This is a genomic window from Microbacterium sp. JAI119 (assembly GCF_013410135.1).
Lineage (GTDB): Bacteria > Actinomycetota > Actinomycetes > Actinomycetales > Microbacteriaceae > Microbacterium > Microbacterium oxydans.
The window spans coordinates 1637219-1664180 of record NZ_JACCCK010000001.1 but is presented as its reverse complement, the minus strand read 5'-3'; the positions used below and the strand labels follow the sequence as shown (position 1 = coordinate 1664180).

Here is a 26962-nt window from a genome sequence, read left to right as displayed (position 1 = left end):
CATGAGCACGATCATCTCTGTCGGGTCGATGTGGAATGCACAACAACCATTGACAAATCGTGACCATGCGTTCATAACACGTCGTCCCCTCCGCGAATTCTGCCGCCACGGCGCCTCGCGAGGTGCACATCAACAACTCGGAAAGGAGGTGCCCTTCATGACCAAACGAACCAACCGCAGGAGCTACCGGAAGCGCGACCGCCGCGTCTGGATGTGCGCCGGTGTTGACCCTGCGCTCAGCCCGTCGAGGGTCGCGGCGGTCATCACCCGCGTCGGCCTCGAACAAGCCCGCAAAGAGGCGATAGCGCATGCCGAACATCAGGCGCGTCTGGCAGCGCCGGAAGGGAACCCCCATGTCTAGCCCGTTCGTCTTCACGCGGCTGTACATTCCGCGTCCCATCGAGACCGACTCGGTGCGGCAGCTACTCGTCCGCCTCGCCGCGTCGGATGTTCCACGGCCGCTCGCGTTCGAGATCCGCGCCGACGATGCCGGGATCCAGCACATCCTCGGCTGTGCACCGACTGCCGTGCACACGCTCAAGCATCTGCTGGCACACGCGCTTCCCGACATCATCTTCGACAGCGCCATCCGTACTCCGGTGACGTCGAGCGGTTGCATCAGCGCGTCACGCCAAGGCCTCACGTTGGGCACACCCAACCCGGAAGCGATCATCTCGGCGATCTATGGCACGCTCGCCACGCGGAAGGCGGGCGAGACGCTCGTCCTACAGGCAGTACTCGGGCGGGCCCGCTCCCCCGAGCCAGTGCATCCCGAGGTTCCAGATCCGCTGCAGTCGACGTCGTCGCGCCTATGGAACGGCACGAAGACGGCGAGTACAGAGACCCGCCGCCGGCTCCAAGCACATGCCAGCGATATCCGTCTCGCCGTCACGCTTCGCATCGGCGTCCATGCGGCAGACTCCCGCCGCCGTGCAGCGCTCGCCCATGCGTTCTTCGGAAGCCTCCAGTCGTTGCAGAGCGCCGGAGTCACGTTGCGGCTCACTCGGGACGTCGCAAACGCCGTCCATGCGGCGAGGGCGACGAAGCCTGGTCTCCAGGTCACTCCTGACGAACTGGTTCCGCTACTCGGCTGGCCTGTCGGTCAAGGTGAGTTCCCCGGAGTGCAGCGACTTCACCCCAAGCGGCTCCCTGTGCCGAAGACCGTCAGTGGGGGCGAGTCTGTCTTCGCTGTCGGCACGACACCCGGCCCGGAGCGGTTGATCGGTCTGACGGCGGACGCGCGTCTCAGCCACCTGTCGGTCATGGCACCAACCGGATCAGGTAAGTCGGAGGCCGTACTGGCACCGCTCCTGTTATCTGACGTCGAGGCTGACCGTCCGGTGGTGCTGGTCGACCCGAAGGGGCAGCTGGTGGAGTACCTGACGGATTGCCTCGGCCCCGACGTCGGCGACCGGTTGGAGATCTTCAACCCGGCGGACCCCGACGGGACCGCTCGATTCAATCCTCTCGATGCGCGTGGGCGGGACGCCTACGCAGTCGTCGATAGTTGCATGGCTGTCTTCAAGGCCGTGTTCAACGATGGGTGGGGGCCTCGAACAGAGGACATCCTGCACGCATCGCTGCTTACGCTCGCCATCGACGGGCAGCGCAGGAACAAACCGCACACGATCCTCGACATCCCGAAGCTCCTCACGGACGACTCGTTCCGACGCGGAGTCGTCGGTGCCGTGAGTTCAGAAGCGGAGATCGCCCGCTTCTGGGCTCGGTACGAAGGCCTGAACCCCGCTCAGCGCGAGCATGAGATCGCCGCACCGATGAACAAGCTGCGCCGTTACCTGATGCGCAGAGGCGTGACGGCCGTGCTCGGAGAGTCCGACCCGGCGTTCCGGCTCCGCGACATCTGGAAGTCGAACAAGATCGTACTGGTCGCGCTGAACGACGCGCTCAGCGGTGTTCAGACCAGCCAGCTGGTGGGCGGCTTCATCTGTGCCGAGGTCTTCATGGCCGCGCAGGAGCGCGCCTCCGAGAAGGACCCAAAGAAGACGCCTGGGTTCGTCTATGTCGATGAGGTGAGGAAGTTTCTCCACCTGCCGATTCCGATTGATGAGGCGCTGGAGATCTGTCGCAGCTTCGGCGTCGGGTGGGCGCTGTTCGGCCAGGGGTACTACCAACTCGGTACGGACCTTGCCGATGCCGTCGGAGAGAACACGAAGAGCAAGATCGCCTTCGCGGCGGGTGCGAAAGAGGCTCGCCTGATCGCACGGCAGACCACACAGTTCAGCGCCGAGGACGTGCTCGAGCTCCCTAAGTACGAGGTCTATGCCAATCTGCTCACCAGCCAGGGTTCCAGCGGTTGGTTCTCAGCCCGAACGCTGCCGCCGCCCGTCCGGCGGGGACACGGGGCCATGCTTCTCGACGCGTCTCGACAGAGGCACCAACGGTCAATAGACACCCCGACGCCTGAGTCCTCGAAAACCCCGACGTCCGAAAATCCGACCGCAGCATCATCAAGCTCGCATCTGAAGCGGAGGCGAGCATGAACCTGCCGTTGAGGAAGCGACTAAGTGTGAACCGAAGTGTACGAGTCGATGCGCCCGTCGCAGCACTGACAAACACCTTCCAGCCGCATCATTTCGGCCTCCTCCGCCCCATCTGGGATGGAACTCCCGCTCATTCGAGCGGGCCGCGGGCAGACGGCTCCGCCAGCGGAGGCACCTCATGAGCGACCGCTGGACGCCCTACAAGATCGAGCAGCTCGAAGCCAAACTCACCGTCCGTGATGCTCAGGTCCTCGGCAGCCTCGAGCAGTTCCGCGCACTCACAACTCGGCTGATCCAACGGCTGCACTTCCCGGCAGGGCCGCACGGACTTCATCGCACGCAGCAGACCGCAACCAGGCTCTGTAACCGTGTCCTGCTTCGCCTCGAAGCCGACGGTTTCATCGCACGTATCGAGGGCCGCTCCGTCGGTGGTGCCACGAGAGGGTCGGCTGGCACGACGTGGCACCTCGGTGCGACCGGAGAGCGTCTACTGCGCGCACGGCGCGGAGATCCTTCCCGGCGTCGATACGTTATCCCGTCTCGTCCCTTCCTCGCACACACCCTGGACGTCGCATCCTTCGCGGCCCAGTTGCGTGAATGCGAGACCACCGGCACCCTCGACGTCCTGGAACTCACGACCGAGCCCTCTTGCTGGCGCGCGTTCCAGACCACGAGCGGGAACACCATGCTCAAGCCCGACTTGGCGGTCGTGGTCGCGAACGCTGAGCTGGAGGCCCACGTCTTCGTGGAGATCGACCGCGGCACAGAGCATCTCCCCGCCGTCATCAAGAAGTGCCGCACCTACCAGTTCTACCGACAGACCGGCATCGAGCAACACCAAAGCGGCGTCTTCCCCGCAGTGCTCTGGGTCGTCCCAGACCACGACCGGGCACGCAAGCTTCACACCGCGATCAGTCGCGAGAAGGAGCTTCCCGGCGCGCTGTTCACCATCGCGGAAGCCAGCAACGCCATGCAGGCGGTCAGCGGCTTCCTCACATCATCCGATACCTGAAAGGAGGTTTCACCATGACCACAACACCATCAGAACTCGACTTCGACCAGACGCTCCCCGCGTCTCTCGACCAAGCCCACACCGCGCTCGCCATCCTCGATGACTGGAGCGAAGGCAGAAACGACGTCGCCGACGAAGGCATCGCCCGGCTCCTCGCCGCCACCATGCACGAGGGCCCCGGCACCGCCCTCGAGCACTTCGCCGCATCCGGCGAACTCGATGCCGAAGCAGCGCTCGCCGAACTCAACGAGGTCACCGTGCCTCTGGAGCGCGAAGGCTGGGTCGATGCACTCGGCAAGTACATCGTCACCCGTGGAGGCCGATCGTGAATGAACACGAACCCCGCCCCGTAGCGCGCGAAGCGGCCCGACCGGAAGAACCGGACTGGCGACGCCTCGAAGTCGCCCGCAACAAGTTCTCTGACCGCATCGCCGAGGGACTCGCCCAGGCCATGGCAGCAGGGACGGAAGTCAGCGAGGTCACCGCCCGCTGCATCGCTCATGTCCTGGGACGTGCCTACGGGCGGGAATCCTCCCTCGCAGGCTTCGGCCGTAACGGCGAGGGCCACTACCTGAGCCTGCGCGACGAGTACCTGGACCTCTACGGTGACGAACGCGCCGACGCAGTCACCAAGGAATGGATCGACTGGCTCGGCACCTACCTCGTCCAACGCGAGAACACGGGCAGCGGCCGACGCTTCATGAACGAGCACCAGCCCCCGAAACTGGAACAGCTCCTCGTCCGGACAAGCATCCGCATCGGGGACGAACGCTTCCTCGTCCACGTCCCGGCGAGCTGGCACAGTGGGAACGAGGACGCGCTGGTCGAACTCCTGACAGATCTGCGGCTCCCCGAGGATCCCGCCCTCCAGGCATTCTTGTCGCTCCCCGACGTCAGCATCGGCGCTGACAACATCATGGAGAGCTTCCACGAAGCCTTCGCCGGAACCTACCCCGACGAAGAAGCGGCACTACGAGCACTCAGCCCCTACGGCGACTGGGAGCAAGAACTCGCCGACTGGTGCATCGACCGCGGCATCGAGACCGAGGCACTCGAGTGGAACCTTGCGCCGCTCCTCGAGCGCCTGGCCGACCTGTACGACCTCGTCGAGGGAGAGGGGGTGCTCCATGCCTTCACCAAGTGATCCTGAGTTTCGGCCGCCCGGCAATCATCGTGCACCACGCCGGACAGCTCGTCTGCTCACGAAACGGCGAGTCGCCATCTCCCCCGAGCGGCTCAAAGAGATCGATCTGCACCACTTGGGGAGCGCGCTCCTACGCCTCGCCCAGGAAGACTTCGACGTTGTCCGAGCGTCCGGATTGGCGGCGACCGAGCAAGGTCAGGCGGGTGCCCCTGTCCGCCCACACGAGGCCGTTTCCCGCGCGGAAGCCGCAAGGCCGCCGTCTGGCCCGCCTGCGCGTTCAGGCAGCCCACACGGGGCCGACGCCTAACGCCGTTTCGCCCTACGCCACCGATTCCTGAGGACGGAGAAATGCCATGCCTGACCATGACATCCGAGGAGATTTCTACAACAACGCCCGACCCCTACGGGGAGGGGGCGAAATGGCCCGGAGTGCCGAAGCAGGGCTGGACTTTGAGGCCAAACAGAGGGTTAATCCGGAGGACCGTAACGGAGGAGGGAACCCGACAATGCCCCAAACTGTAGCCATCACCGCGGAGCCGACGGCTGCCGTGAACTCGCTCGATGGCCTCGAGCATCTCATGCAGTCGCCGACAACCGGCGAGCTAGAAGATACACCAGCCGCGGCGGCGCAAGCCCTCGTGTATTTGCGCGTATCGACGCCCAGGCAGCTACACACTGCCGCGGACATCGATGAGGACGGCAACAGCATCGCGACTCAGCGCGTCGAGACACTGCGCAAGGTACGCGAGCTCGGCGTCACTGTCGCAAAGGAGTTCGTAGAGCCGGGCCAATCCGCCCAAACCATCTCAAAGCGCAACGAGTTCAAGAAGCTCTTGCGCTACGTCGATGATCACCCAGAAGTGAAGTTCGTCGTCATCTACATGCGCTCGCGCGTCTTCCGCAACTTCACAGACGCCGCGATCACGAAACGCCAACTCCTCGAGAAGGGCGTGAGACTCATCTCCGCCAAGGAGGAGTTCGGAGAGGGGTACATGGCCGACGCCATGGAAGCCATCACCGACATCATGAACGAAGTCCAAGTCCGTATGAACGGCGAGGACGTCAAGGTCAAGATGGCGCACAAAGTGGAACAGGGCGGGTCAGTCGGGCGGGCCAAGATCGGTTATCTCAACGTCCGAAAGGACTTCGGGGGCCGACTCGTCAACACCATTGATGTCGACCCGGAACGAGCACCACTCGTCGCGTGGGCGTTCGAGCAGTACGCGACGGGTCGCTACTCCATCGCTCGTCTCCAGAGGCTTCTCGAGGCTCAGGGGTTTACCACCCGCCCGTCACCCACCTACGTTGGGCGATCGGTCAGCACGAGCCGTCTCGCGACCATGCTGCGCGATCCGTATTACACCGGGGTGATCCGCTACAAGGGCGCACTCTACGTAGGACGGCACGAGGCAATCGTCTCCAAGGAGACGTTCCTGAAAGTTCAAGAAGTGCTCGACATGCGTAAGCGCGATGGGACGCGCGACATCGTCCACTTCCACTACCTCAAGGGTCTGCTGTTCTGCGGCGAGTGCCGTGATGCAGGCCGCACGAGCCGCCTCCTCTACAGCAAGAACACCGGACGCGGTGGAACCTACGAATACCTCATCTGTGCGGCCCATCAGCGCTGGCTCTGTTCGATGCCGAATATTCGCGTCGATCAGATCGAAGCTGCAATCGTCCCAGTCGTCGCGAGCGAGCGCCTAACCGCCGAGGTGATCACCAGCATGCGGGATGCCTTAGCCGCGTCGGTCGCGAACATCCTCGCCCAGGATCGGGACGTGAAGGCACAGCTCAAGAAACAGCTCGAGAAGCTCGAAGCACAGGAAGAACGTCTTATCGAGCTCGCGGCAACCGGCTCCCTGCCGATGAGCAAGATCCGGACACGCATCGAGAAGACGGCCCTCCAACGTTCCGCCATCGAGGAGAAACTCGAGTTCACGGCCGATCGCCTCAAGCATGGCGCCGACGGCGCACTGGCCTATCTCGAGCTCTTGGTGAACCCTGGCGCACTCTACGAGAACGCCTCCGATGCTGTTCGACGAGAGCTTCTGACGGCATTCTTCTCGAAGCTCGTCGTCTACATAACCGACGAGGGTCTCCGGATCACGTCGGAGCGGCACGAGGCAAACAACATCCTGCGCGAGCTCCAAGGAAGAGTCGGACTGGAGCACTCGCAGCATCACCCGGAGACGAAAGAAGCTCCCCGCATTGATGCGGGGAGCTTGGTTTCAGTCAATCCCAGAGCCAGTTCATTTGACCAGGGTTTGAGTAACTACGATGTGGCTGGGGTACCTGGACTCGAACCAAGAATAACGGAACCAGAAACCGTCGTGTTGCCAATTACACCATACCCCAAGGGCGAAACCAGGGCCTCGCACCGAGAGTCCAGCCTACCCGAGCGGCGGCGGAACACCAAAACCGGTGGACCGAGGACCGCCGCCCGGGCGCGTCGCGACTCAGCCGGCCAGGAACACCGAGAGCGAGCGGAGCCGACGCAGCGACTCCTCCTTGCCCAGCAGCTCCATCGATTCGAACAGCGGCGGCGAGACCCGGCGGCCGGTGATGGCGACACGGGGCGGACCGTAGGCGATGCGCGGCTTGAGCTCGAGCCTCTCGACGAGCTCCGCGGCGAGGGCCTCCTGGATCTTCTCCGGGGTGAAGTCGTCGAGGGGCTCGAGAGCCACGACGCACGCGTCGAGCACCTCGGCAGCATTTGCCGGAAGGCCCTTGAGGGCGTCCTCCGCGTACGAGACCTCATCGGTGAACAGGAAGCCCACCATGCCGGGCACCTCGCCGAGCAGCTGCACCCGCTCCTGCACGAGAGGCGCGACGCGGAATGCCGTCACCAGCTGTTCGTGCGTCGGCTCGTCGAAGAGTCCGGCTGCGGCGAGGTACGGGATCGTCCGCTCGGCGAAGTCCTTCTCGCCGAGCATCCGGATGTGGTCGCCGTTGATCGACTCGGCCTTCTTCTGGTCGAAGCGCGCCGGGTTCGGGTTCACGTCGACGATGTCGAACGCGGCGGTGAACTCGTCGAGCGAGAACACGTCGCGGTCATGTCCGATCGACCAGCCGAGCAGGGCGAGGTAGTTCAGCAGTCCCTCGGGGATGAAGCCGCGGTCGCGGTGCAGGAACAGATCCGCCTGCGGGTCGCGCTTGGAGAGCTTCTTGTTGCCGGTCTCCCCCAGCACCAACGGCATATGCGCGAACCGCGGGACGAACGTCGTCACACCCGCATCGATGAGAGCCGCATACAGCGAGAGCTGCCGGGCGGTGGACGGCATCAGGTCTTCACCACGCAGCACGTGCGTGATGCCCATGAGCGCGTCGTCGACCGGATTCACGAACGTGTACAGCGGCACACCGTTCGGGCGCACGACCACGAAGTCGGGGAACGATCCTGCGGGGAAGGTCACCTCGCCGCGGATGAGGTCCACATACGTGACGTCTTCGTCCGGCACCCGAAGGCGCAGCGCCGGCTGACGACCCTCCGCACGGAACGCCGCCTTCTGCTCGTCGGTGAGGTCGCGGTCGAAGTTGTCGTAACCGAGCTGCTTGGCGCGCCCGGCGGCCTCGTTGCGCGCGTCGATCTCGTCGGCAGTGGAGTAGCTCTCGTAGAGGGCTCCCGTGGCGATGAGCTTGTCGATCACCTCGCGGTAGATGTCGTGGCGCTCCGACTGCCGGTACGGAGCGTGGGGTCCACCGACCTCGACACCCTCATCCCAATCGATCTTGAGCCAGGTGAGCGCGTCCACCAGCTGGCGGAAGCTCTCCTCGCTGTCACGGGCGGCATCGGTGTCCTCGATGCGGAACACCATCTTCCCGCCGTTGTGACGGGCGTACGCCCAGTTGTAGAGAGCCGTGCGGACCATGCCGACATGCGGCAGACCGGTCGGCGAGGGGCAGAAGCGGACGCGGACGTCGGCACCACTGACGGTCGTGGTGAGGGGGTGAGGGGTAGCCATAGCCCTTCGATTCTACGGGGACCGCGCGTTCGCCCGTCGGCGGGCGCGAGGGCTCAGCCTCCTGGGCAGTCGCAATCGCCACCGCTGTGACACTGGCAGATCGGAGGCGGGTGATCCGCCGCCGTCACCGTCTCCCGCACCTGAAGGTCTGAGAACGGGACGACCTCGTCGTAGCTGGCCGCATCAACGGCGTCACCGCAGGCAGCGCCCTCCGTGCGGATCTCGGCGGCAGCCTCAGGGAAGACGAAGTCGACGCACGTGACGGCGGTCGACTGCTGGTACCAGAGCCCTCCGCCGGTCTCCGCCCCGCCTTCCACCGCGAGCGTCAGGGCCACGCCGTCCCCGGCCTCCTCGACGGCCAGCAGGGTGTAGAGGTGGCTGCCGGTGTCCGCCCCGCCTCGCGCATCAACGATGAAGTCGAGTCCGGCGACGGTCGCTTCCGGATCCTCGATCATCTGGTCGCGGTCCTCCCACAGCACGTCCTGCGCATCTTCCACGGAGTCGGCGAGGCTGTCCCTCATCAGGGTCCCGATGCTCGGCGCGCACCCGGCGAGAACACCGACGGTGGCGGCGAGCACGGCACCTGCGGCGATCCGTCCGGCGAGAGAGGACATGGCTCTGACCGTAGCGCAGTGCGCAACGCATCCGCCGGAACCCAGGGCGACATGCTCAGGGCGACATGCTCACGGCGACCGCCGCACGATGCTCCAGGGGCAGGAGGCCTTGGACGCTGCGCTCGTCCACGATGAGCTCGAACGCTGCACGGAATCGCCGACGATCATCGTGTCCGAGCCGGGCGTAGAGAGCACCGGCACCGGCCACGCCCCCTTCGACCGAACGCCAGAGTGCATTCGGGTCCGCGTGCCAGGTCCAGCCGTGCTCGGCGGCGGTCACGCGCTCCAGGCCCGCGTCCCGCAGCATCTGCGCGAAGCCGGCGGCGCTCCGCTCGAATTCCTCGTCGGCAGGGAGCTTCGCACCGGCGAACGGCGCCACTCCCGCGCGTTCAGCGACCTCCGCCCAGAACCATGAGGGCGACAGCGTCCAGATCGTCGCGACCACGGGGCCACGACTCACGCGCCGCAGCTCGGCCGCCGACCTGCGTGGGGAGCCGACATGGTTCAAGACGAAGTTCGCGACGACCACATCGACCGCGCCGTCGGCGAACGGGAGATCCGGCAGCCCCGCATCGATCGTGACGATCTGCGGACGGTCGCGGCGCGACACCGCGCGCATGGACGCCTCCGGCTCGCACGCCTGCACGCGCCATCCCGCGTCGGCCCAGGCTGCAGCGAGCCTGCCGTCACCCGCGCCGACGTCGAGCAGACTGCGCCCTCGCGGTGCGCCGAGGCCGAGCTGCATCGCCGGGAAGGTCCCTGCGCAGAGCGCGGCGTACGATGCGGAATACGCCGCGCCGACGCCGGCCCAGTCCTTCATCGGGAGCCGGAGCGGGCGAGCGGGGACAGCGCCACGATCGCGATGACCAGGACGAAGGCCGCCACGCCGAGTCCCGCGTACTGGAAGTTCGCCAGCACCACGCCCGCCAGCACCGATCCCGCCGCCGCGGACAAGCTCATCAGGGAATCGCTGCGCCCTTGCCTCCGTGTGCGGAGCTCGGGTGCGGACGACTCCGTGAGAAGGGCGGCACCGGCCACCGTCGCCGCGCTCCATCCCAGTCCGAGCAGGATGAGCGCGACCATCACACCCCAGGCCTCCGTCCCCGTGAACACCGCGAACGCCAGAGCACCGGCGAGCAGCACCTGTCCGAGCAGCACCACCTGGAGCCTGCCCCAGCGGTCGGCCAGCACGCCGAAGACGGGCGAGAGGGCGTACATGCCGCCCACGTGCAACGCGATCGTGATCCCCACGAGCGCTGACACATCGGCGGGGGTCGCTGCCATGCCCCCGGCACCGTGCGCCATGTGCGAGAGATGCACCGGAGTCATGGCCATGACCGAGGCCATGACCACGTGGGATCCGGCGATCGCGAAGATCGCGTACCGGGCGACGCGCGGCCGATCCACGGCCACCGCCCCGTCCGTCGAAGCCGAGGCCTTCGCGAGACGCTGCGCCGCGAGCAGCGGATCCGGACGCAGAGCGACGACGTACAGCACGAGCGCAGCGCACTGCGCGACGAAGGAGAAGAGGTACGAACCCGTCTGCGGCGGCATCCCCACCGCCTGGCCGACGATCTCCCCCGGCCCGAGAAGCAGCGGACCGGCGACCCCGCCGATCGTGGTCGACCAGACGACGATGGACAGGTCTCGTCCGCGGTGCTGCGGCGCGGCGAGATCGGTCGCCGCGAACCGCGACTGCAGGTTTCCCGCGTTGCCGGCCCCGATCATCAGGATGCCGACGAGCAGCATCGGGAAGATCCGCAGAGACGCGGCGAGGATGACCACCGCGATGCCCACCAGGGCGAACAGGTTGCCGAGAGTGAGCGCACGACGACGCCCGACACGGGCGGCGAGACGTGCGAGCGGGATGGCGCACGCGGCCGCTCCCAGTGTGACGGAAGCTGTCGCGAGACCGGAGAGGGCATCGTTGCCCGAGATGTCCGCCGCGAGGAGGGCGCCGAGGGAGACGGTGGCACCGAAGGCGATCCCGCCGAGCACCTGCCCCAGCGACAGGACCAGGACGGTACGTCGCTGAACCGCCTGCTGCTGCGTCGCCGTCAGGGCGACATCGGTCATGACGCGGGAACGGCGTCGCGCACGGTGTTGCGAAGGATGCCGAGTCCGGAGATCTCGACCTCGACGACGTCTCCCGCCACGAACGTGCCCACGCCCGCCGGAGTCCCCGTCATGATGACGTCGCCCGGAAGCAGCGTGAACACCGCCGACGCGTACTCGATGATCGCCGGCACCGAGTGGATCATGTCGGTGAGTGGCGCCTGCTGCCGCACCTCGCCGTTCACCCGTGTCTCGATCGTGGCCTGCGCCGGATCGAAGTCCGTCTCGATCACGGGACCGAGCGGGCAGAAGGTGTCGAAGCCTTTGGCCCGCGACCACTGACCGTCCTTGCGCTGGAGGTCACGCGCGGTGACGTCGTTGCCGATCGTGTATCCGAGCACGTAGTCGAGTGCGTTCTCTGCCTTCACGTTCTTCGCGATCTTGCCGATCACCACCACGAGCTCACCCTCGTACTCGGTGCGCTCGGAGATCGCCGGACGCACGATCGTGTCTCCGGGCCCGATCACCGAGGTGTTCGGCTTGAGGAACAGCAGCGGCTCCTCTGGGGCCTCTCCCCCCATCTCCGCCGCGTGATCGTGGTAGTTCTTGCCGACGCAGACGACCTTGGACCGCGGGATCACCGGAGCGAGCAGAGCGGCATCCGCGAGCGGCACGCGGGCACCGGTGGTCTCGTACCCCGTGAACATCGGGTCTCCGGCGAGCACCACGAGCTCACGCTCGTCGATGATCCCGTACATGATGGCTTCGTCGTGGCTGAACCGGGCGATCTTCATGGGATCAGCCTATCGAGCGCCTCGCCAGGCCTGGAGCCCCAGCAACCTCCGAGACCCCCTGCTCGCGACGAGACCCACGGCCCCGGGCGGACGACAGCATGGGTGTCGGCGGGGGACGTGGGTCTCGGCAGCAGGAAACTCAGGCGTCGAGGCGGAGGAGCCAGCCGTGCTTGTCCTCTCGGCGCCCGTACTGGATGTCGGTGAGTTCTTCGCGGAGGGACAGCGCCAGCTCGCCCAGCGGCTGGGGCTCGTCGAAGCCTTCGCCCACGAGCGCGCCGATCGGGGTCACGACCGCGGCCGTGCCACAGGCGAACACCTCGACGATGTCGCCGGAGGCCACGCCCGCGCGCCACTCGTCGATCGAGATCGGACGCTTCTCGACCGTGTAGCCGCGGTCCTCGGCCAGCTGCAGCAGCGAGTCGCGGGTGATGCCCTCGAGGATGCTGTCCGACTCCGGCGTGACGACCCGGCCGTCCTTGAAGACGAACACGACGTTCATGCCGCCGAGCTCCTCCACGTCGCGGTTCTCGTTGAGGAACACGACCTGGTCGCAGCCCTTCGCACTGGCCTCGGCCTGGGGAAGGAGGCTGGAGGCGTAGTTGCCGCCTGTCTTCGCTTTGCCGGTGCCACCGCGACCCGCGCGGGCGTAGTCCTCGGAGAGCCAGATGCGCACAGGCTTCACTCCCCCGGTGAAGTAGGCACCGGCGGGGCTCGCGATCACGTAGTAGGCGACCTTCTGCGCCGCCCGCACACCGAGGAAGGCCTCCTTGGCGAACATGAACGGTCGCAGGTACAGGCTCTGGTCGGCACCGGAGGGCACCCACCGACCGTCGACGGCGATGAGCTCCCGCAGCGACTGGATGAAGTACTCGGTCGGCAGCTCCGGCAGCGCGAGGCGGCGGGCGCTGGCCTGCAGACGCGCGGCGTTCCGGTCGGGACGGAAGGTGTGGATCGAGCCGTCGGCGTGCCGGTAGGCCTTGATGCCCTCGAAGATCTCCTGTGCGTAGTGCAGCACGGAGGCGGCGGGGTCGAGCGGGATCGGACCGTAGGGCTGCACGCGCGGACGGTGCCATCCACCCTTGGCCGACCAGCAGATGTCGACCATGTGGTCGGTGAAGACGACCCCGAACCCGGGGTTCTCCAGCACTTCGGCGACGCGTGCCGGCGAGGCCGCGTTCAGGTTCTTCGTCACGGCGAACTCCAGAGGAGCCACGCTCGTCTCGGCGTCGATCGTCGTCATGTCATCATCCAATCCTCGTGGGCGGGCGCATCCTCGCGCCCTGTCAGCCTACGCCCGCTGTTCAGAGACGGGCAGCGATCGCGGAGCCGATCTCCGCGGTGGTGCGGGCACCGCTCCGGGCGGCGATGTCCGCCTCGACCGCGGCGCTCACCCGCGCCGACTCGACCGTGAGGCCGAGGTGGTCGAGCAGCAGCGCGATGGAGAGGATCGCGGCGGTCGGGTCGGCCTTCTGCTGACCCGCGATGTCCGGAGCCGAGCCGTGCACGGGCTCGAACATCGACGGGAAGGCGCCATCGGGGTTGATGTTCCCCGATGCGGCGAGGCCGATGCCGCCCGTGACGGCGCCGGCGAGGTCGGTGAGGATGTCACCGAAGAGATTGTCGGTCACGATCACGTCGAAGCGCGAGGGATCGGTGACCAGGAAGATGGTGGCGGCGTCGACGTGCAGATAGTCGACGGCGACGTCGGGGTGTTCGGAGGCGACCTCGTTCACGATGCGCTGCCAGATGGCGCCCGCATGCACGAGCACGTTGGTCTTGTGCACGAGGGTCAGCTTCTTGCGACGACGCTCCGCGAGGGCGAACGCGTAGCGCACGACCCGCTCGACACCGAAGGCCGTGTTCACGGAGGTCTCGTTCGCCACCTCCTGCGGCGTCCCCTTCCGGATCGCCCCGCCGTTGCCGACGTAGGGACCCTCCGTGCCCTCGCGGACGACGACGAAGTCGATCTCCCCCGGGTTCGACAGCGGACCGGATGCGCCGGCGAAGAGCTTCGAGGGGCGCAGGTTCACGTAGTGGTCGAGAGTGAACCGCAGCTTGAGCAGCAGTCCGCGCTCGATGTTCGCGTCCTTCAGCCGCGGGTCGCCCGGCGTGCCGCCGACGGCACCCAGGAGGATCGCGTCGTGTGCGGAGATCGCGGCGAGGTCGTCATCCGTGAGCGTGTCGCCGGTCTCGAGGTACCGGCCGGCACCGAGCGAGAAGCGGGTCTTGTCGAACGTCACGTCGCTGTCGACGGTGACGGCGTCGAGCACCTTCTCCGCCTCGGCGATGACCTCGGGACCGATGCCGTCACCCGGGATGACGGCCAGCTTCACGACACGCGACATGAGACTCCTTGCGCACTGCACGGGGGTGGACCGACTCGTTCCCGCCCGAGAGCAGGAGAGCCGATCCCCCCAGCGTACTGGTCAGTGCGTGGGTGCCTTGCGCAGTGTGACGGCCGCGATCACTCCGGCCGCGACCACGAGGCCGGCACCGATGAGCGAGGTGACGGTGACGCCGGAGCCGAACGCGTCCGACGCGGCCTGCCACAGCGCATCGCCGAGCTGCGTCGGCAGAGCCTGCGCAGCGGTGTAGGCGCCAGCCAGAGTCTCCTCCGCTGCATGCGCCACGTCGGCGGGAAGACCCGCAGGAAGAACGAGCGCTCCGCGGTAGAAGGCCGTGATGATGCCGCCGAGCACAGCCGTTCCGAGCACCGCTCCGAGTTCGTACGCCGTCTCGGACACCGCGCTGGCCGCTCCTGCCTTGGCCGCAGGAGCGCTCGACAGGATGAGCTCGTTGGAGATCGTCTCGGCCGCGCCGATCCCGATGCCCAGCACCACGAACGCGATCACCAGCGGCAGGACGCCGTGCTCGTGCGTCGTGAGAGCGACGATCAGGTAGCCGGCGACGGAGAACGCGAGCCCGGCGGGGATCACGATGTGCGGCGGGATCCGGCGCGAGATCGGCACGACCGACAGCCCGGCCACGATCATCGCCACCATTCCCGGCACCAGCGCGAGACCTGCCGTCATCGGCGACAGCCCGAGGACGAGCTGCAGATGCTGCGACACGAAGTAGAGGAAGCCGACCAGAGCCACGACACTGAGCAGGTTGACCAGGATCGCCCCGGAGAACGACCCCCGCTTGAACAGCGCCATGTCGAGCATCGGCGTCTTGGCACGCAGCTGGCGCCGCACGAACAGGAAACCCATCGCGAGGCCGAGAAGTGCCCACGCACCGGCCTTCAGACTCGGACCATCCACGGCCAGCGACTTGATCGCGTAGACCACCGGGATCATCGTGGCCATCGACAGGACGATGCTGATCAAGTCGATGCGACCGGGGTGGGGGTCGCGGCTCTCCGGCACCAGCAACGGCGCAGCGACGAGCAGAGGGATCAGCACCGGCACCGCGATGAGGAAGACGGACCCCCAGGAGAAGTGCTCGAGGAGGAAACCGCCGACGATCGGTCCCAGCGCCGATCCTGCGGAGAAGGCCGAGGCCCACACCGCGATCGCCATGCGGCGCTGGTCGCGGTTCTGGAAGATCGAGCGCAGCAGGGACAGGGTCGACGGCATGAGCATCGCCCCGAAGAAGCCGAGCAGAGCACGAGCGGCGATCAGCAGACCGGCCGTGGGCGCGAAGGCTGCGAGGGCGGAGACCGCCGCGAAACCGGTGGCTCCGATCAGCAGCATCTTCCGACGCCCGAATCGGTCGCCCAAGGTACCCATGGTGACGAGCAGGCCCGCGAGCACCAGGGGGTACACGTCGATGATCCACAGCTGCTCGGCCCCTGTGGGCGCGAGCGCGATGGAGATCTCGGGGAGCGCGAAGCTCAGCACCGTGTTGTCCACCGACACCAGCAGCACCGGCAGCATGAGGACGACGAGCGCCGCCCAGCCGCGGGCTCCGACGCGGGGAGCATCCGTCTCTGTCGTCGGGATCGACGCAGTACGGGTCATGGAACACCTCTCAGGATCTTGATCGCACGGTTAGTGAACCGTCCAGATGGTATAGTAACAGAAGTCCCGCCCCCGAATCCGCAGAGGATCCACGATGCCCCGACCTCCGCTCGCCCGCGAGAAGGTGCTCGACGCCTTCGAAGCGATCCTCATCGAAGACGGCGAACGAGCCGCGACGCTCGACGCCACGGCGAAAGCGGCCGGTGTGTCGAAGGGCGGCCTGCTCTATCACTTCGGCTCCAAGGACGAGCTCGAGGCCGGCCTCGTGGAACGGCTCGATCGCCTCACGACCATGGACCTCGAACGGATGGCCGCCGCGGAGGAAGGTCCCGTCGCCTACTACGTGCGCACCTCCGTGATGGAGGACGACGCACTCGATCGCGTGCTGATCGCGACGACGCGCCTCGCCCAGGGCGGGTCGATCCCCGCAGCGGACATGCTCCGCGACACGAGGCGCCGCTGGGCGGAGACGATCCGCCCGCACGTGCGCGACAACGCGAGCCTCGATCTGGTGATGCTGGTGAGCGACGGACTCTACTTCAACAACTCGCTCGACGTGCACGGCCCCGAGCGACTCGTGCCCCGCAGCGATGAACTCGCGGAGCTGATCACCCTGGTTCTGAAGGCGACCGCCTGAGGATCACCGCAGACACGAGAGAGGGCGGAAGCTTCACGCTCCCGCCCTCTCTGCTGCGTCTGCCGATCAGATCTCGGTGATCTCGATCTGACGGAACAGGTCGGCGTCGATGGCACCGCGCACGTCGTCGAGCAGCTCGTCCGAGACGGGCGAGTCGAGCGTCAGCACACTGAGCGCCTGGGCGCCTGCCGCCTGACGGGCGATCTGCATCCCGGCGATGTTGATGCCGGCCTCGCCGAACTTCTGGCCGTACACGGCGACGATGCCGGGGCGGTCGGTGTAGAGCATCACGACGTGGTGCTTCTCGATCGGCAGCTCGAGCCGGTGGTCGTTGATGCCGACGAGCTTCTCCGTCTGCTTCGGACCGGTGAGCGTGCCGGACACCGAGAGCTGAGTGCCGTCGGACAACGCACCGCTGAGAGTGATGACGTTGCGGTACTCGTCGCTCACATCGTCCTTGAGCAGCCGCACCGCGATCCCGCGCTGGTCGGCGAGGAGCGGAGCGTTGACGTAGGACACCGTCTCACTGACGATGTTGGTGAACACGCCCTTGAGCGCGGCGAGCTTGAGCACGCTCACGTCGTAGTCGTTCAGCTCGCCGTGCACCTCGACGTCGAGGCTGGTGAGAGGCGACGTCGCGAGCGCGGCGAAGATCTGGCCGAGCTTCTCGACGAGCGAGATGCCGGGACGCACGTAGGGGTCGATGACGCCCCCGGCCACGTTCACGGCGTCCGGGACGAGGTCACCGCCGAGGGCGAGGCGCACAGAACGAGCGACCGAGACGCCTGCCTTCTCCTGCGCCTCCTCGGTGCTCGCGCCGAGGTGGGGCGTGACGACCACGTTCGGGAGGTCGAGCAGCGGACGAGCCGTGCCGCCCTCAGCGGGCGGCTCCGAGGTGAAGACGTCGAGACCGGCTCCCGCGATCTCCCCGGCGACGAGCGCCGCGTGCAGGGCCTCCTCGTCGATGAGGCCGCCACGGGCCACGTTCACCACGAACGCGGTCGGCTTCATCGCCGCGAACTGCTCGGCGCCGATCATGCCCGTCGTCTCCGGGGTCTTGGGCATGTGGATGGTCAGGAAGTCCGACTCGGCGACGAGTTCGTCGAGGGAGAGCAGCTGCACGCCGAGCTGCTGGGCGCGTGCAGAGGTGACGTAGGGGTCATAGGCGACGACACGCATGTCGAAGGCCGCGAGGCGCGCGGCGACGAGAGCACCGATGCGACCGAGGCCGACGATGCCGACGGTCTTCTCGAAGAGCTCGGCTCCGGTGAAGGAGCTGCGCTTCCACGCTCCGGCGGAGAGAGAGGCATGCGCGGCAGGGATGCGGCGGGCGAGGCTCAGGATGTGGCCGACCGTGAGCTCGGCGGCCGAGACGATGTTCGAGGTCGGGGCGTTGACGACCATGACCCCGGCAGCCGTGGCCGCCTTGATGTCGACGTTGTCGAGGCCCACGCCGGCGCGGGCGACGACCTTGAGCTTCGGCGCGTGGCTCAGCGCCTCCTCGTCGATGCGCGTGGCCGAGCGGACCAGCACGGCGTCGGCGTCGGCGAGTGCGGCGAACAGCGCCTCGCGGTCGGTGCCGTCGACGTCGCGGACGTCGAAGTCGGGACCGAGAGCGTCGATCGTGGCGGGAGAGAGTACTTCGGCGATGAGCACGACAGGCTTCGGCACAGTGGATCCTTCGGGGCAGCGCGGCAGGGGCCGATGCGCCGCACACCATGGGGGCGCGATCGCCACAACTCTACCGGAGCGCCGACAGCGCTCCGTGCCGTGTGACGCGTCTCGACGGGCGGCTCAGGCGCTCGGCATCGTGAGGCTCAGCGCGATCAGACTCATCCAGAACACGGCGACGACACCGAGTCCGGCGAGGAAGACGAGGGCCAGCTCGCCCACCGTGCGACGCCGTCCGATGACATACGCGAAGGCGAACACGATCGCGGGGAAGACGACTCCGAACAGCAGGGTCGCCCAACCTCCCCCGGTCAGCCCCGTCTGAGCCATCGTGATCAGGTGCGCCACGGCGTTCCACACGGCGTAGGCGTAGAAGAGTCCGGCCAGTCCGGTGACGAGCCCGATGAGCCAGCGGGGAGAACCCGCCGACGTCGATGTTCCGACCGCGGAAGCCATCATGATCCGATCACCCCCACGGTGACGAACGGCCAGGGAACGAGCAGGACGACGCCGGCGAGCAGCACGGCGACGCGGATCCAGCCTGCCTTCCCCCGCGTGAGCACCCAGCTCGCGAGGAACCAGAGGGCCGGGGCGGCGATCGCGAGGAAGAACCACGGGAGGAACATCACATCGGAGACCAGGAACGACGCGAGGGGCTGCAGCCGCAGTCCGCCGACGATCCAGCCGATCGTGTAGAGGAGATAGATGCCCCCGACGATGCCGACGAGCAGCAGCATCGGCGTGCTCAGGCCCGCCTGCTCCTCGACAGCCGCCTGCTCCTCGACAGCCGCCTGTTCCTCTGCCGGCACCTGCTCGACCGCTGGCGCCTGTTCGGCGGTGCCGCCTTCCTCGATCGTCCCCACCTCGTCGCTCCCCCGTCCGACGGCCTTCCAGCCGCGCGGTAGGGCGCGCTCCTTGGGGTTCGAGGCCTCGTCGCCGTCCCAGCTGAGGGCGTCGTCGGAATCGGAAGTCATGTCCCCAGCGTAGGACACGCGGTCCACTAGGATCGGGGTTGCCTCGAGCCGGAACGGCGGGCATCGGACGTTATGGGGGAGCATCGTGGCCGACAACGACAAGACGGAAGCCAGCAGCGGATCGACACCCGCAGGCTCTGCACCCGCCACCTCTCGATCCACCACCTCGACTCCCGAGCCGCCCGCCGGCTGGGTCCCGACTCCGGAAGCCAAGGCGAAGGCCACGCGGTTCCGTTGGATCGCCGGCATCCTCTGGGCGGTCGCGATCATCGGCGAAGGCGTCGGCATCTTCTGGCTCCTGCGTCAGCGGGTCTTCGTCGGCGAGGACGGCACTCTGGTGCGCGACCCCGACACCGGACTGCTGGAGGAGCAGGGCGTCACGGCGACCTTCCCGCAGTGGGCGTTCATCACACTCCTCGTGCTGCTCGTGGTCATCGCTGCTCTGTCCATCACCGGTTCCGTGCTCTGGAAGAAGGCCAATCGCCTCGACCCGGCCCGCAGAGCGGACAAGACACGGTTCTTCGTGCAGAACCAGCTCGGGGCCATCATCGCCGTGGTCGCCTTCCTCCCGCTCGTCATCCTGATCTTCCTCAACAAGGACATGGACAAGGGCCAGAAGGCCACAGCCGGGATCGTCGGCGTCGTGCTCGCCGCCCTCGCGGTGTTCATCGGCGCCGACTTCAACCCGCCGTCCGTCGAGCAGTACACGGCCGACCAGTCGGCCGTGATCCAGCTCCTCGGAAAGGACGAGGTCGTCTGGGTCGACGGTGGCAAGGTCTACCACGTCTGCGACGAGGTGCCCGCGATCCAGACGGGGAGCGAGATCCGCACCGGTGCGACCGCACAGGCCGTCGAGGCCGGGAAGATCCGCCTCACCCTGCAGTTCGGCTCCGAGCTGCGAGCCTGCGGTCTCCCGGTGCCGGAGAACGATGAGGAGATCACCGAGGCTCTGCGCGCGATCCAGGCGGGCCAGGTCGACACGGTCCTCCCCGCACCGGTGTGGGCCGACCCCGCAGAGGCACCCATCGTGGTCGAGGAGGCATCGGCGCCGTGACGCCCGCTCGACGCTAGTCCGCGTCGAGCGCTTCCACGAGCCGATCCTCCGCTGACGACAGATGGGCTTCGAGGAGGGCGGCCGCCCGCTCCCCGTCCCCTGACGCCACGGCATCGAGGATGTCGGCGTGCTGCGCGGCGATGTCCGCGGCATCGAGAAGACGGCGGCCCTGCACCTGCGCCATGCACAGCCGCACCTCGTCGAGGACGCTGCGGTACATGCGGCCCGTGCGCTCGCTGTCGAGCGCGTCGATGAGGGCCGTGTGGAAGCGCAGGTCGGGAGCGACGGTCGCAGGGTCGGGGCCCCCGGGCATCGCCATGATCTCCGCGTTCGCCGCGAGGGCCGCGGCAGGAACGTTCTTCGACGCGGCGAGTTCGCGAAGCGCCGCACTCTCCAGGCGGGTTCTGGTGCGATACACGTCGCGCACGGTCACGGAGTCGATGTCGACGACGCGCGCGCTCCGGTGCGCGGTGCGCACGAGCAGGCCGCTGGCGACGAGCTGCTCGATCGCCGCCTTCGCGCTCGGACGTGCGACTCCGAAGCTCTGCGACACCGCGGCCTCGGTGATCGGGGAGCCGGAGCGGATCGCACCGCTCAGGATGCGACCGCGCAGCTGCGCTGTCACGGCATCGACGACGCCGACGACTCCGAGCGGCGCTTCCGAGGTGGTGCTCATCCGGTCAGCCTATCGAAGAGCCGCGCAGTCGGTACACTTGTCTGACAATCTCATGACGGAGCAGAGGAGCACCGTGAAGACCACCCTCGCCGAGCTGCTGGATCCTGCCCTGCTGGGGCCGACGACGCAGGTGCACGCACGCTCGATCGACCGTTTCGCCCGCGCGCACGACGCGTCCCACTACCTGCTGATCCCCGATGCCGTCCTCTCCCCCGCTGACGCGGAGGGTGTCGCTCGTGCCTTCGGAGCGGTCAGAGCTGCCGGTCGCACGATGACGTTCCGCTCCGGAGGCACCAGCCTGTCCGGCCAGAGCGTCAGCGGAGACATCCTGGTGGACACGCGCAGCGGCTTCCGCGACATCCGTGTCGAGGACGACGGCGCTGCGGTCCGGGTGGGTCCGGGTGCGACGGTGCGCCAGGTGAACACCAGGCTCGCGAGGTACCGCCGCAAGCTCGGCCCCGATCCGGCGAGTGAGATCGCGTGCACGATCGGCGGCGTCGTCGCCAACAACTCCAGCGGCATGGCGTGCGGTATCACCGAGAACTCGTACCGGACGATCGAGTCGATGACGATCGTGCTTCCCAGCGGCACGATCCTCGACACCGGCCACCCGGATGCGAACGAGATGCTCCGCGCGGCGGAACCCGCCATCGCCGAGGGCCTGCTCTCCCTGCGGGAGCGTCTGCTGGCATCCCCCGAGCACGTCGCCTTCCTCCGTCAGCAGTTCTCGATGAAGAACACGATGGGCTATGGGCTCAATGCACTGCTCGACTTCGATGATCCGGTGCGCATCCTGGAGCATCTCGTCATCGGCTCCGAGGGCACGCTCGCCTTCGTGGCGGAAGCCCGCTTCCGCACGATCGAGGTGCTCCCCTCGATCGCGACCGGCCTCCTGGTCTTCGACACGCTGTCCGCCGCGATGACGGCTCTGCCTGATCTCACGCGACTCGGTCTCGCCACGATCGAGCTGATGGACGCCGCCTCGTTGCGTGTCGCGCAGGGGTTGAGCGACGTGCCGGACGCCATCGCCGAGATCGAGGTGCAGGGACACGCCGCTCTGCTGGTCGAAGTCCATGCTCCGGACGCAGACACCCTCGCCGCGTCGAGCTCCGCCGCCCAGACGCACTTCGAAGCCCTCCCGCTCGCCGTCGCCCCGCGCCTCACCACGGATGCGGCCGAACGCGCCGCGCTGTGGCACGTGCGCAAGGGGCTCTACACGGCGGTCGCGGGCGCCCGACCGTCCGGAACGACCGCCCTGCTGGAGGACATCGTGGTCCCGGTGCCGCGTCTCCTCCACACCTGCGAGCGCCTCATCGAGCTCTTCTCCGAGCACGGCTACGAGGGCTCGGTCATCTTCGGACACGCCAAGGACGGCAACATCCACTTCCTCCTCAACGAGCGGTTCGACGATGCGGAAAGCGTCGCGCGCTATCGGCGCTTCACCGACGACCTCGTCGAGCTCGTGCTCTCGCAGCAGGGGTCGCTGAAGGCGGAGCACGGCACCGGTCGGATCATGGCGCCGTTCGTCCGCCGACAGTACGGCGACCAGCTCACCGACATGATGTGGGAGATCAAGAACCTCCTCGATCCGCACGGCATCCTGAACCCGGGCGTTGTGCTCTCCGACGACCCCGACTCCTACCTGCACGACCTCAAACGGGTGCCGACGGTGGAGAAGGAAGTCGACCGCTGCGTCGAGTGCGGGTACTGCGAGCCGACCTGTCCCAGCAAGAGCATCACGCTCACGCCTCGACAGCGCATCGTGATCCGTCGCGATATGGTGTGGGCCGAGGAACAAGGCGACACCGAGCTGCTGCGCGATCTGCAGAAGGACTACGACTACGACGGCGTGCAGACCTGCGCGGTCGACGGCATGTGCGGTGTGGCCTGCCCGGTCGACATCAACACGGGCGACCTGGTGCGTCGACTTCGCGCGGAGCAGTCGAACGCGATCGAGGGGACCGTGTGGGGCACGGCGGCCAAGCACTGGGGTACGGTCACCCGCGCCGGCGGCGTCGCGCTCACCGTCGCGGACGCCCTCCCCGCCCCTCTGGTGCGCGGGGTCACGCACCTCGGCCGCGCGGTGCTGGGGGCCGACACCGTACCGCTGTACGACGGAGGACTCCCCCACGGCGGCTCGAAGCCACCGCGTCCGGAGGCGCCGACCGATGCGCAGGCCGTCTTCTTCGGCGCGTGCATCGGCACCATGTTCGGCGCGGAGGGCGACGGCGAGGGGTCACGGAATGCGCTGCGAGCGCTCCTGGACCGCGCGGGTATCCCCGTCGTGATCCCGGAGGAGAACGGTGGCCTCTGCTGCGGGACACCCTGGAAGTCGAAGGGGCATCTCGACGGCTATGCCCTGATGTCGGACCGGGTGCTCGATTCGCTGTGGGAGGCCAGTCGCGCGGGCGAGCTTCCCGTGGTGTGCGACGCGGCCTCCTGCACCGAGGGCCTGGACGTCATGCTCGCACAGGCCGTCGCGAAGAGCCCTCGATACGCCGGGCTGCGGATCGAGGATGCGACCACCTTCGTGGCACGCGAAGTACTGCCGAAGCTGACCGTGCCCGCGAAGCTGCCCACCGTCGCCGTGCATCCGACATGCTCCACGACGGCGCTCGGAGCGACGGGAGCGTTGACCGCGATCGCCGCCGCCGTCGCGGATGACGTGTTCGTTCCCGAGGGGTGGGGCTGCTGCGCATTCGCGGGTGACCGCGGCATGCTGCATCCGGAGCTCACCGCCAGCGCGACGGCACAGGAGTCCGCGGAGATCGCAGCGGCCGAGCGCGCCCAGGGCGGCTTCGACGCCTTCGTCTCGGCGAACCGCACCTGCGAGATCGGAATGTCCCGCGCCACCGGCCGGCCGTACCGTCACGTGATCGAGGTGCTCGAGGAGCTCACGCGGGGCTGACTCCGTGCGAAGACGCCGAGGGCCCTTCCGACGCCGTCGGAGGGGCCCTCGTCTCGTCGCGAACTGTCCGTCTCAGCCTGCGGACAGCACCGCGACGGCCTCTCCACGCAGACGCGCGGGGATCACCACGACCGCACGATCACCGTCGGACTTCTCGACCGCACTGCCGTCGGTCCACCGCAGGTCGGAGTGTACGAGCTCGTCCGGAAGGTCGAGCGTCCCGATGCTCGGGTCGAGAGCATGCACGTGCACGGTCGACCCGGTGGTGGTGTAGCGACGCGGGGCACCGCTGCGCTCCCCCATCCGGATCCACGGGCGCGTGCCGTAGACCGTGTCGCCGTTCGTCTGCAGCCATGCACCCAGCTCGCGCATCGCACGACGCTGGAGCTCGGGGATGGAGCCGTCCGCTGCGGGGCCGACGTTGATCAGCAGGTTGCCGTTCTTCGCCACGACGTCGACGAGCAGACGGATCAGCGCCGCGCCGGACAGCGAGTGGCGTTCGTCCTCTGCCTGATTGAAGCCGAAGGAGTAGCCGAGTCCACGCGTCGACTCCCACGGATCCGGGATGATCTCGGGGATGTCCGTGTATTCGCGTGTGAGGAAGCCGTGGTACGGGACGCCCCAACGGTCGTTGACGACACCGTCGGGCACCGCATCGAAGTACCGCTGCAGGAGGGCGGCGACCGCATACTCGTCGTGCCCCTTGCCACCGTCGGGCCACTCGATGTCGTTCCACAGCACGTCCGGCGAGAAGCGGGACACGAGCTCTTCGAGCTGGGCAGCCGAGTAGCGGGCGAAGTGCGCATCGTTGCGACGGAAGCGGAACAGATCGGTGTCGGACTCGATCGGCGGGAAGTCGCTCACGTGCCAGTCGAGCGCACCGGAGTAGTACACCCCGAACTTCGCCCCCGCGCGACGGGTGGCGTCGTGGAACTCGGAGATCAGGTCGCGGCGCGGACCACGAGCGACCGCGTTGAAACCGGTGGTCGCCGTGTCCCAGAGGCAGAAACCCTCGTGGTGCTTGGTCGTGGGGACGATGTACTTGGCCCCGGCACCGACCAACTCGCCCACGAAGGCATCCGCATCGAACGCCGAGGCGTCCCACCGATCGGCCAGGTCCTCGTACGAGGTGCCGGGGCCGAACAACTGCTGGTGGCGCTCCCAGGTGGGGCTGCCCGCGATCCGCACCGTGTTGCCGTACCACTCGGCGTACTGATGCCAGGCGTACGCATCCTCGGTCGGGATGTTCACGCCGTCGCCGTGCTGCACCGCCCACGCCGGCACCGAGTACAGCCCCCAGTGGACGAAGAACCCGAGCTTGGCGTCCCGATACCAGTCGGGCACACCCTGAGTCGGGTACACCGGGGCGTCAGTGCCGAAGTCGGGGCCTGTCCGCTTCTCGAAGTTCATCATGCGTTCTGCTCCTCTGCGGTTCCGCGGCGGACGACGGTGGCGGTCAGGTCCGGATCGCCGTCGGCGTCGAACGGGTAGACACCCGGCTGCAGACGGTGGTGGCCCAGCCGCAGCAGGTCCTGGTCGACGCCACCAGGGGTCAGCGCGAGAGTCCACCCCGCGGCGAGTTCGTAGAGCTCGGGTTCGAGATAGCCGATCTTCACGACGACGATGTCCGCGGTGGTGGGCTCGAGGCCCAGCATCCGGAAGTCAGAGAGGTGGTGGAAAGGCTTGCGGCGCTCGGTGATGATCGCGTGCAGACCGCCCACGGCGATGACGACCTGCGTACCCGCATCCGGGTCGCCGTCGCTGATGGAGAACACGGTCCCGGTGATCGTGACAGGTCCGTGTGGACCGGAATCCACCCGGGCTCCGGCATCGAGCGACACCGTGGCTCCGACGCCGGCCGCGACAGCCCGTGCGACGGCTTCGCGGTCGAAGATCGAGGCCACGAGTGTGGTGCGGCTGGAGTCGGTGAGCTCGGCGCGTCCCAGCAGGTGCGCGAGCGTCCAGGTCACGTCGCCGGCGCCACCGGCCGTCGGGTTGTCCCCCGAGTCCGATATCAGGTACGGCCGCGGTGCTCCCGGAGCGAGGGCCTTGTCGAGGGCGTCGTCGAGCGAGCCGGTCTCGGCCACGAAGACGAAGTCCTCGCGCGCGTCCCAGAACATCCGCGCGACACGCTCGGCTTCCCGTGCGATCACCTGCTCGTCGTCCCCGGTGACGACCACGTAGGCCTGGCACCGCGGCTCGTCCGCCCAGGCGTAGCCGATCCAGACGGAGGCGTCGACCACCCCGGGGAGGGCTTCGATCTCGGGCAGCTGGGCGTAGATGCTGCGCGCCGGCTCCAGCCGCGTGCTGGTCTTCTCCCCCGGCAGCAGCACGGGCACGGGTACCCAGGCGGAGAAGGGGCGCCGCCGCAGTGGGTCGGAGCCGTGCGGTCCCCTCAGCCGGGCGAGCAGGTTCCACACCGCACGCTCCTTGGTGTTCATCCAATCCTCGTGCGGAGCCATGCGGTAACACGTCAGCAGGTCTACCGCGTCACGCAGCACCTCCGAGACGTTGCCGTGCAGATCCATCGAGGTCGAGACCAGCGTGTGGGGACCGAGGGCGGCGCGCACCGCGAGCGCGAGATCGCCCTCGGCGTCGTCCATGCCGACCACGCTCATGGCGCCGTGGATGTCGAAGAAGAACCCGTCGAAGGGACCGTGCTCCCGGATGCCGGCGACGATCGCATCCTTCATCCGGCGATAGGTCTCCGGCGCGACGGCTCCGCCAGGAAGAGAGCGTCCGTGGGTCAGCGGCACCCAGTCCGCGGCGGAGGCGAGTTCGCGTCCATCGTCCAGGAACGGGTAGTACCCCCGCAACGTCGGGCCGGTACGAACCGTGAACGCCTCGTCACCGGAGATGTGAGGCGAGAAGGTGCTCGACTCGATGGAGATCCCGGCGATGCCGATGCGTGGCAGGGCGAGACCGCCGTCGGCGACGGTGGGAAGCGGGCCCATCCAGATCTCGTGGGCTTCAGGACGTGCGGTCACGTGAGGTGCTC

At 67.6% G+C, this 26962-nt stretch carries 23 protein-coding genes, 1 tRNA gene and 1 pseudogene; 9 read left to right on the top strand and 16 right to left on the bottom strand.

Annotated features, from left to right (window positions below; all coding sequences use genetic code 11):
• Position 1: 1 nt before the first annotated feature.
• The 6 genes and pseudogenes from HDC31_RS08020 to HDC31_RS20560 form a co-directional block, all read left to right on the top strand.
• Positions 2 to 361 (top strand): hypothetical protein, encoded by a 360-nt coding sequence (locus HDC31_RS08020; protein WP_179515961.1) that lies wholly within the window; start codon positions 2 to 4, stop codon positions 359 to 361.
• Entirely contained in the window at positions 354 to 2501 is a 2148-nt protein-coding gene (locus HDC31_RS08015) for a type IV secretory system conjugative DNA transfer family protein (RefSeq protein ID WP_179515960.1), read from the top strand. Before HDC31_RS08020 ends, HDC31_RS08015 begins: the two co-directional genes overlap by 8 nt.
• 178 nt (positions 2502 to 2679) lie before the next feature.
• Entirely contained in the window at positions 2680 to 3513 is an 834-nt protein-coding gene (locus tag HDC31_RS08010) for a replication-relaxation family protein (RefSeq protein WP_179515959.1), read from the top strand.
• Positions 3514 to 3527: 14 nt separating this feature from the next.
• Positions 3528 to 3842 carry a hypothetical protein gene (locus HDC31_RS08005; RefSeq protein WP_179515958.1) on the top strand — a complete coding sequence of 105 codons (315 nt, stop codon included), beginning with the start codon at positions 3528 to 3530 and terminating at the stop codon, positions 3840 to 3842.
• Positions 3839 to 4657 carry a hypothetical protein gene (locus HDC31_RS08000; protein WP_179515957.1) on the top strand — a complete coding sequence of 273 codons (819 nt, stop codon included), beginning with the start codon at positions 3839 to 3841 and terminating at the stop codon, positions 4655 to 4657. The genes HDC31_RS08005 and HDC31_RS08000 overlap by 4 nt, the downstream gene beginning before the upstream one ends.
• Positions 4658 to 5010: 353 nt before the next feature.
• A pseudogene (locus HDC31_RS20560) lies at positions 5011 to 6324 on the top strand (recombinase family protein); the annotation flags it as partial.
• 69 nt (positions 6325 to 6393) lie between these two features.
• Here HDC31_RS20560 and HDC31_RS07985 read toward each other — a convergent pair.
• From HDC31_RS07985 to HDC31_RS07940, 10 genes are all read right to left on the bottom strand, one after another.
• Complete coding sequence (locus HDC31_RS07985; protein WP_179515956.1) at positions 6394 to 6837, bottom strand: hypothetical protein; 444 nt, start codon at positions 6835 to 6837, stop codon at positions 6394 to 6396.
• A gap of 100 nt (positions 6838 to 6937) precedes the next feature.
• Positions 6938 to 7012, bottom strand: a tRNA-Gln gene (locus HDC31_RS07980).
• Positions 7013 to 7113: 101 nt separating this feature from the next.
• Positions 7114 to 8619, bottom strand: coding sequence for a glutamate--tRNA ligase (gene gltX / locus HDC31_RS07975; RefSeq protein WP_113681889.1), 1506 nt, complete (start codon positions 8617 to 8619; stop codon positions 7114 to 7116).
• Between the two features lie 53 nt (positions 8620 to 8672).
• Positions 8673 to 9233: a hypothetical protein gene (locus HDC31_RS07970; protein WP_113681888.1), complete on the bottom strand. Its 561-nt coding sequence runs from the start codon at positions 9231 to 9233 to the stop codon at positions 8673 to 8675.
• A gap of 55 nt (positions 9234 to 9288) precedes the next feature.
• A complete protein-coding gene (locus HDC31_RS07965) occupies positions 9289 to 10053 on the bottom strand; it encodes a class I SAM-dependent methyltransferase (protein ID WP_179515955.1) in 765 nt (254 codons plus the stop codon).
• Complete coding sequence (locus tag HDC31_RS07960; protein ID WP_058630568.1) at positions 10050 to 11309, bottom strand: MFS transporter; 1260 nt, start codon at positions 11307 to 11309, stop codon at positions 10050 to 10052. The genes HDC31_RS07965 and HDC31_RS07960 overlap by 4 nt, the downstream gene beginning before the upstream one ends.
• Entirely contained in the window at positions 11306 to 12082 is a 777-nt protein-coding gene (locus HDC31_RS07955; protein WP_058630567.1) for a fumarylacetoacetate hydrolase family protein, read from the bottom strand. Before HDC31_RS07955 ends, HDC31_RS07960 begins: the two co-directional genes overlap by 4 nt.
• A 139-nt stretch (positions 12083 to 12221) precedes the next feature.
• Complete coding sequence (locus HDC31_RS07950; RefSeq protein WP_113681887.1) at positions 12222 to 13322, bottom strand: branched-chain amino acid aminotransferase; 1101 nt, start codon at positions 13320 to 13322, stop codon at positions 12222 to 12224.
• Between the two features lie 61 nt (positions 13323 to 13383).
• Positions 13384 to 14427 carry a 3-isopropylmalate dehydrogenase gene (locus HDC31_RS07945; RefSeq protein ID WP_061017595.1) on the bottom strand — a complete coding sequence of 348 codons (1044 nt, stop codon included), beginning with the start codon at positions 14425 to 14427 and terminating at the stop codon, positions 13384 to 13386.
• A gap of 81 nt (positions 14428 to 14508) precedes the next feature.
• Positions 14509 to 16044 carry an MFS transporter gene (locus HDC31_RS07940; protein ID WP_046748413.1) on the bottom strand — a complete coding sequence of 512 codons (1536 nt, stop codon included), beginning with the start codon at positions 16042 to 16044 and terminating at the stop codon, positions 14509 to 14511.
• A 94-nt stretch (positions 16045 to 16138) separates the two neighbouring features.
• On the opposite strand from HDC31_RS07940, the gene HDC31_RS07935 reads away from it, so the two are divergent.
• The gene (locus HDC31_RS07935; protein ID WP_046748412.1) at positions 16139 to 16681 is read left to right on the top strand and encodes a TetR/AcrR family transcriptional regulator; all 543 of its coding nucleotides are present in this window, start codon (positions 16139 to 16141) and stop codon (positions 16679 to 16681) included.
• A 66-nt stretch (positions 16682 to 16747) separates the two neighbouring features.
• Here HDC31_RS07935 and serA read toward each other — a convergent pair whose 3' ends face one another.
• The 3 genes from serA to HDC31_RS07920 form a co-directional block, all read right to left on the bottom strand.
• Positions 16748 to 18352 carry a phosphoglycerate dehydrogenase gene (gene serA, locus HDC31_RS07930; RefSeq protein WP_058630564.1) on the bottom strand — a complete coding sequence of 535 codons (1605 nt, stop codon included), beginning with the start codon at positions 18350 to 18352 and terminating at the stop codon, positions 16748 to 16750.
• 123 nt (positions 18353 to 18475) lie between these two features.
• Entirely contained in the window at positions 18476 to 18811 is a 336-nt protein-coding gene (locus HDC31_RS07925) for a hypothetical protein (protein ID WP_179515954.1), read from the bottom strand.
• The gene (locus HDC31_RS07920; protein ID WP_113681975.1) at positions 18808 to 19326 is read right to left on the bottom strand and encodes a hypothetical protein; all 519 of its coding nucleotides are present in this window, start codon (positions 19324 to 19326) and stop codon (positions 18808 to 18810) included. The genes HDC31_RS07925 and HDC31_RS07920 overlap by 4 nt, the downstream gene beginning before the upstream one ends.
• 85 nt (positions 19327 to 19411) lie before the next feature.
• Between HDC31_RS07920 and HDC31_RS07915 the strand changes: the two genes are divergently transcribed.
• Complete coding sequence (locus HDC31_RS07915; protein WP_257021988.1) at positions 19412 to 20380, top strand: hypothetical protein; 969 nt, start codon at positions 19412 to 19414, stop codon at positions 20378 to 20380.
• Between the two features lie 13 nt (positions 20381 to 20393).
• Here the strand turns inward: HDC31_RS07915 and HDC31_RS07910 are convergent, their stop codons facing one another.
• Positions 20394 to 21056: a GntR family transcriptional regulator gene (locus tag HDC31_RS07910; RefSeq protein ID WP_058630561.1), complete on the bottom strand. Its 663-nt coding sequence runs from the start codon at positions 21054 to 21056 to the stop codon at positions 20394 to 20396.
• A gap of 52 nt (positions 21057 to 21108) precedes the next feature.
• Here HDC31_RS07910 and HDC31_RS07905 point away from each other — a divergent pair, with 52 nt between their 5' ends.
• Complete coding sequence (locus HDC31_RS07905) at positions 21109 to 23964, top strand: FAD-binding and (Fe-S)-binding domain-containing protein (RefSeq protein ID WP_218867347.1); 2856 nt, start codon at positions 21109 to 21111, stop codon at positions 23962 to 23964.
• Between the two features lie 72 nt (positions 23965 to 24036).
• Here the strand turns inward: HDC31_RS07905 and HDC31_RS07900 are convergent, their stop codons facing one another.
• A complete protein-coding gene (locus tag HDC31_RS07900; RefSeq protein WP_113681885.1) occupies positions 24037 to 25377 on the bottom strand; it encodes an alpha-L-fucosidase in 1341 nt (446 codons plus the stop codon).
• Positions 25374 to 26918, bottom strand: a complete 1545-nt coding sequence (locus HDC31_RS07895) for a M81 family metallopeptidase (protein ID WP_218867695.1) — start codon at positions 26916 to 26918, stop codon at positions 25374 to 25376. Before HDC31_RS07895 ends, HDC31_RS07900 begins: the two co-directional genes overlap by 4 nt.
• Positions 26919 to 26962: the final 44 nt, after the last annotated feature.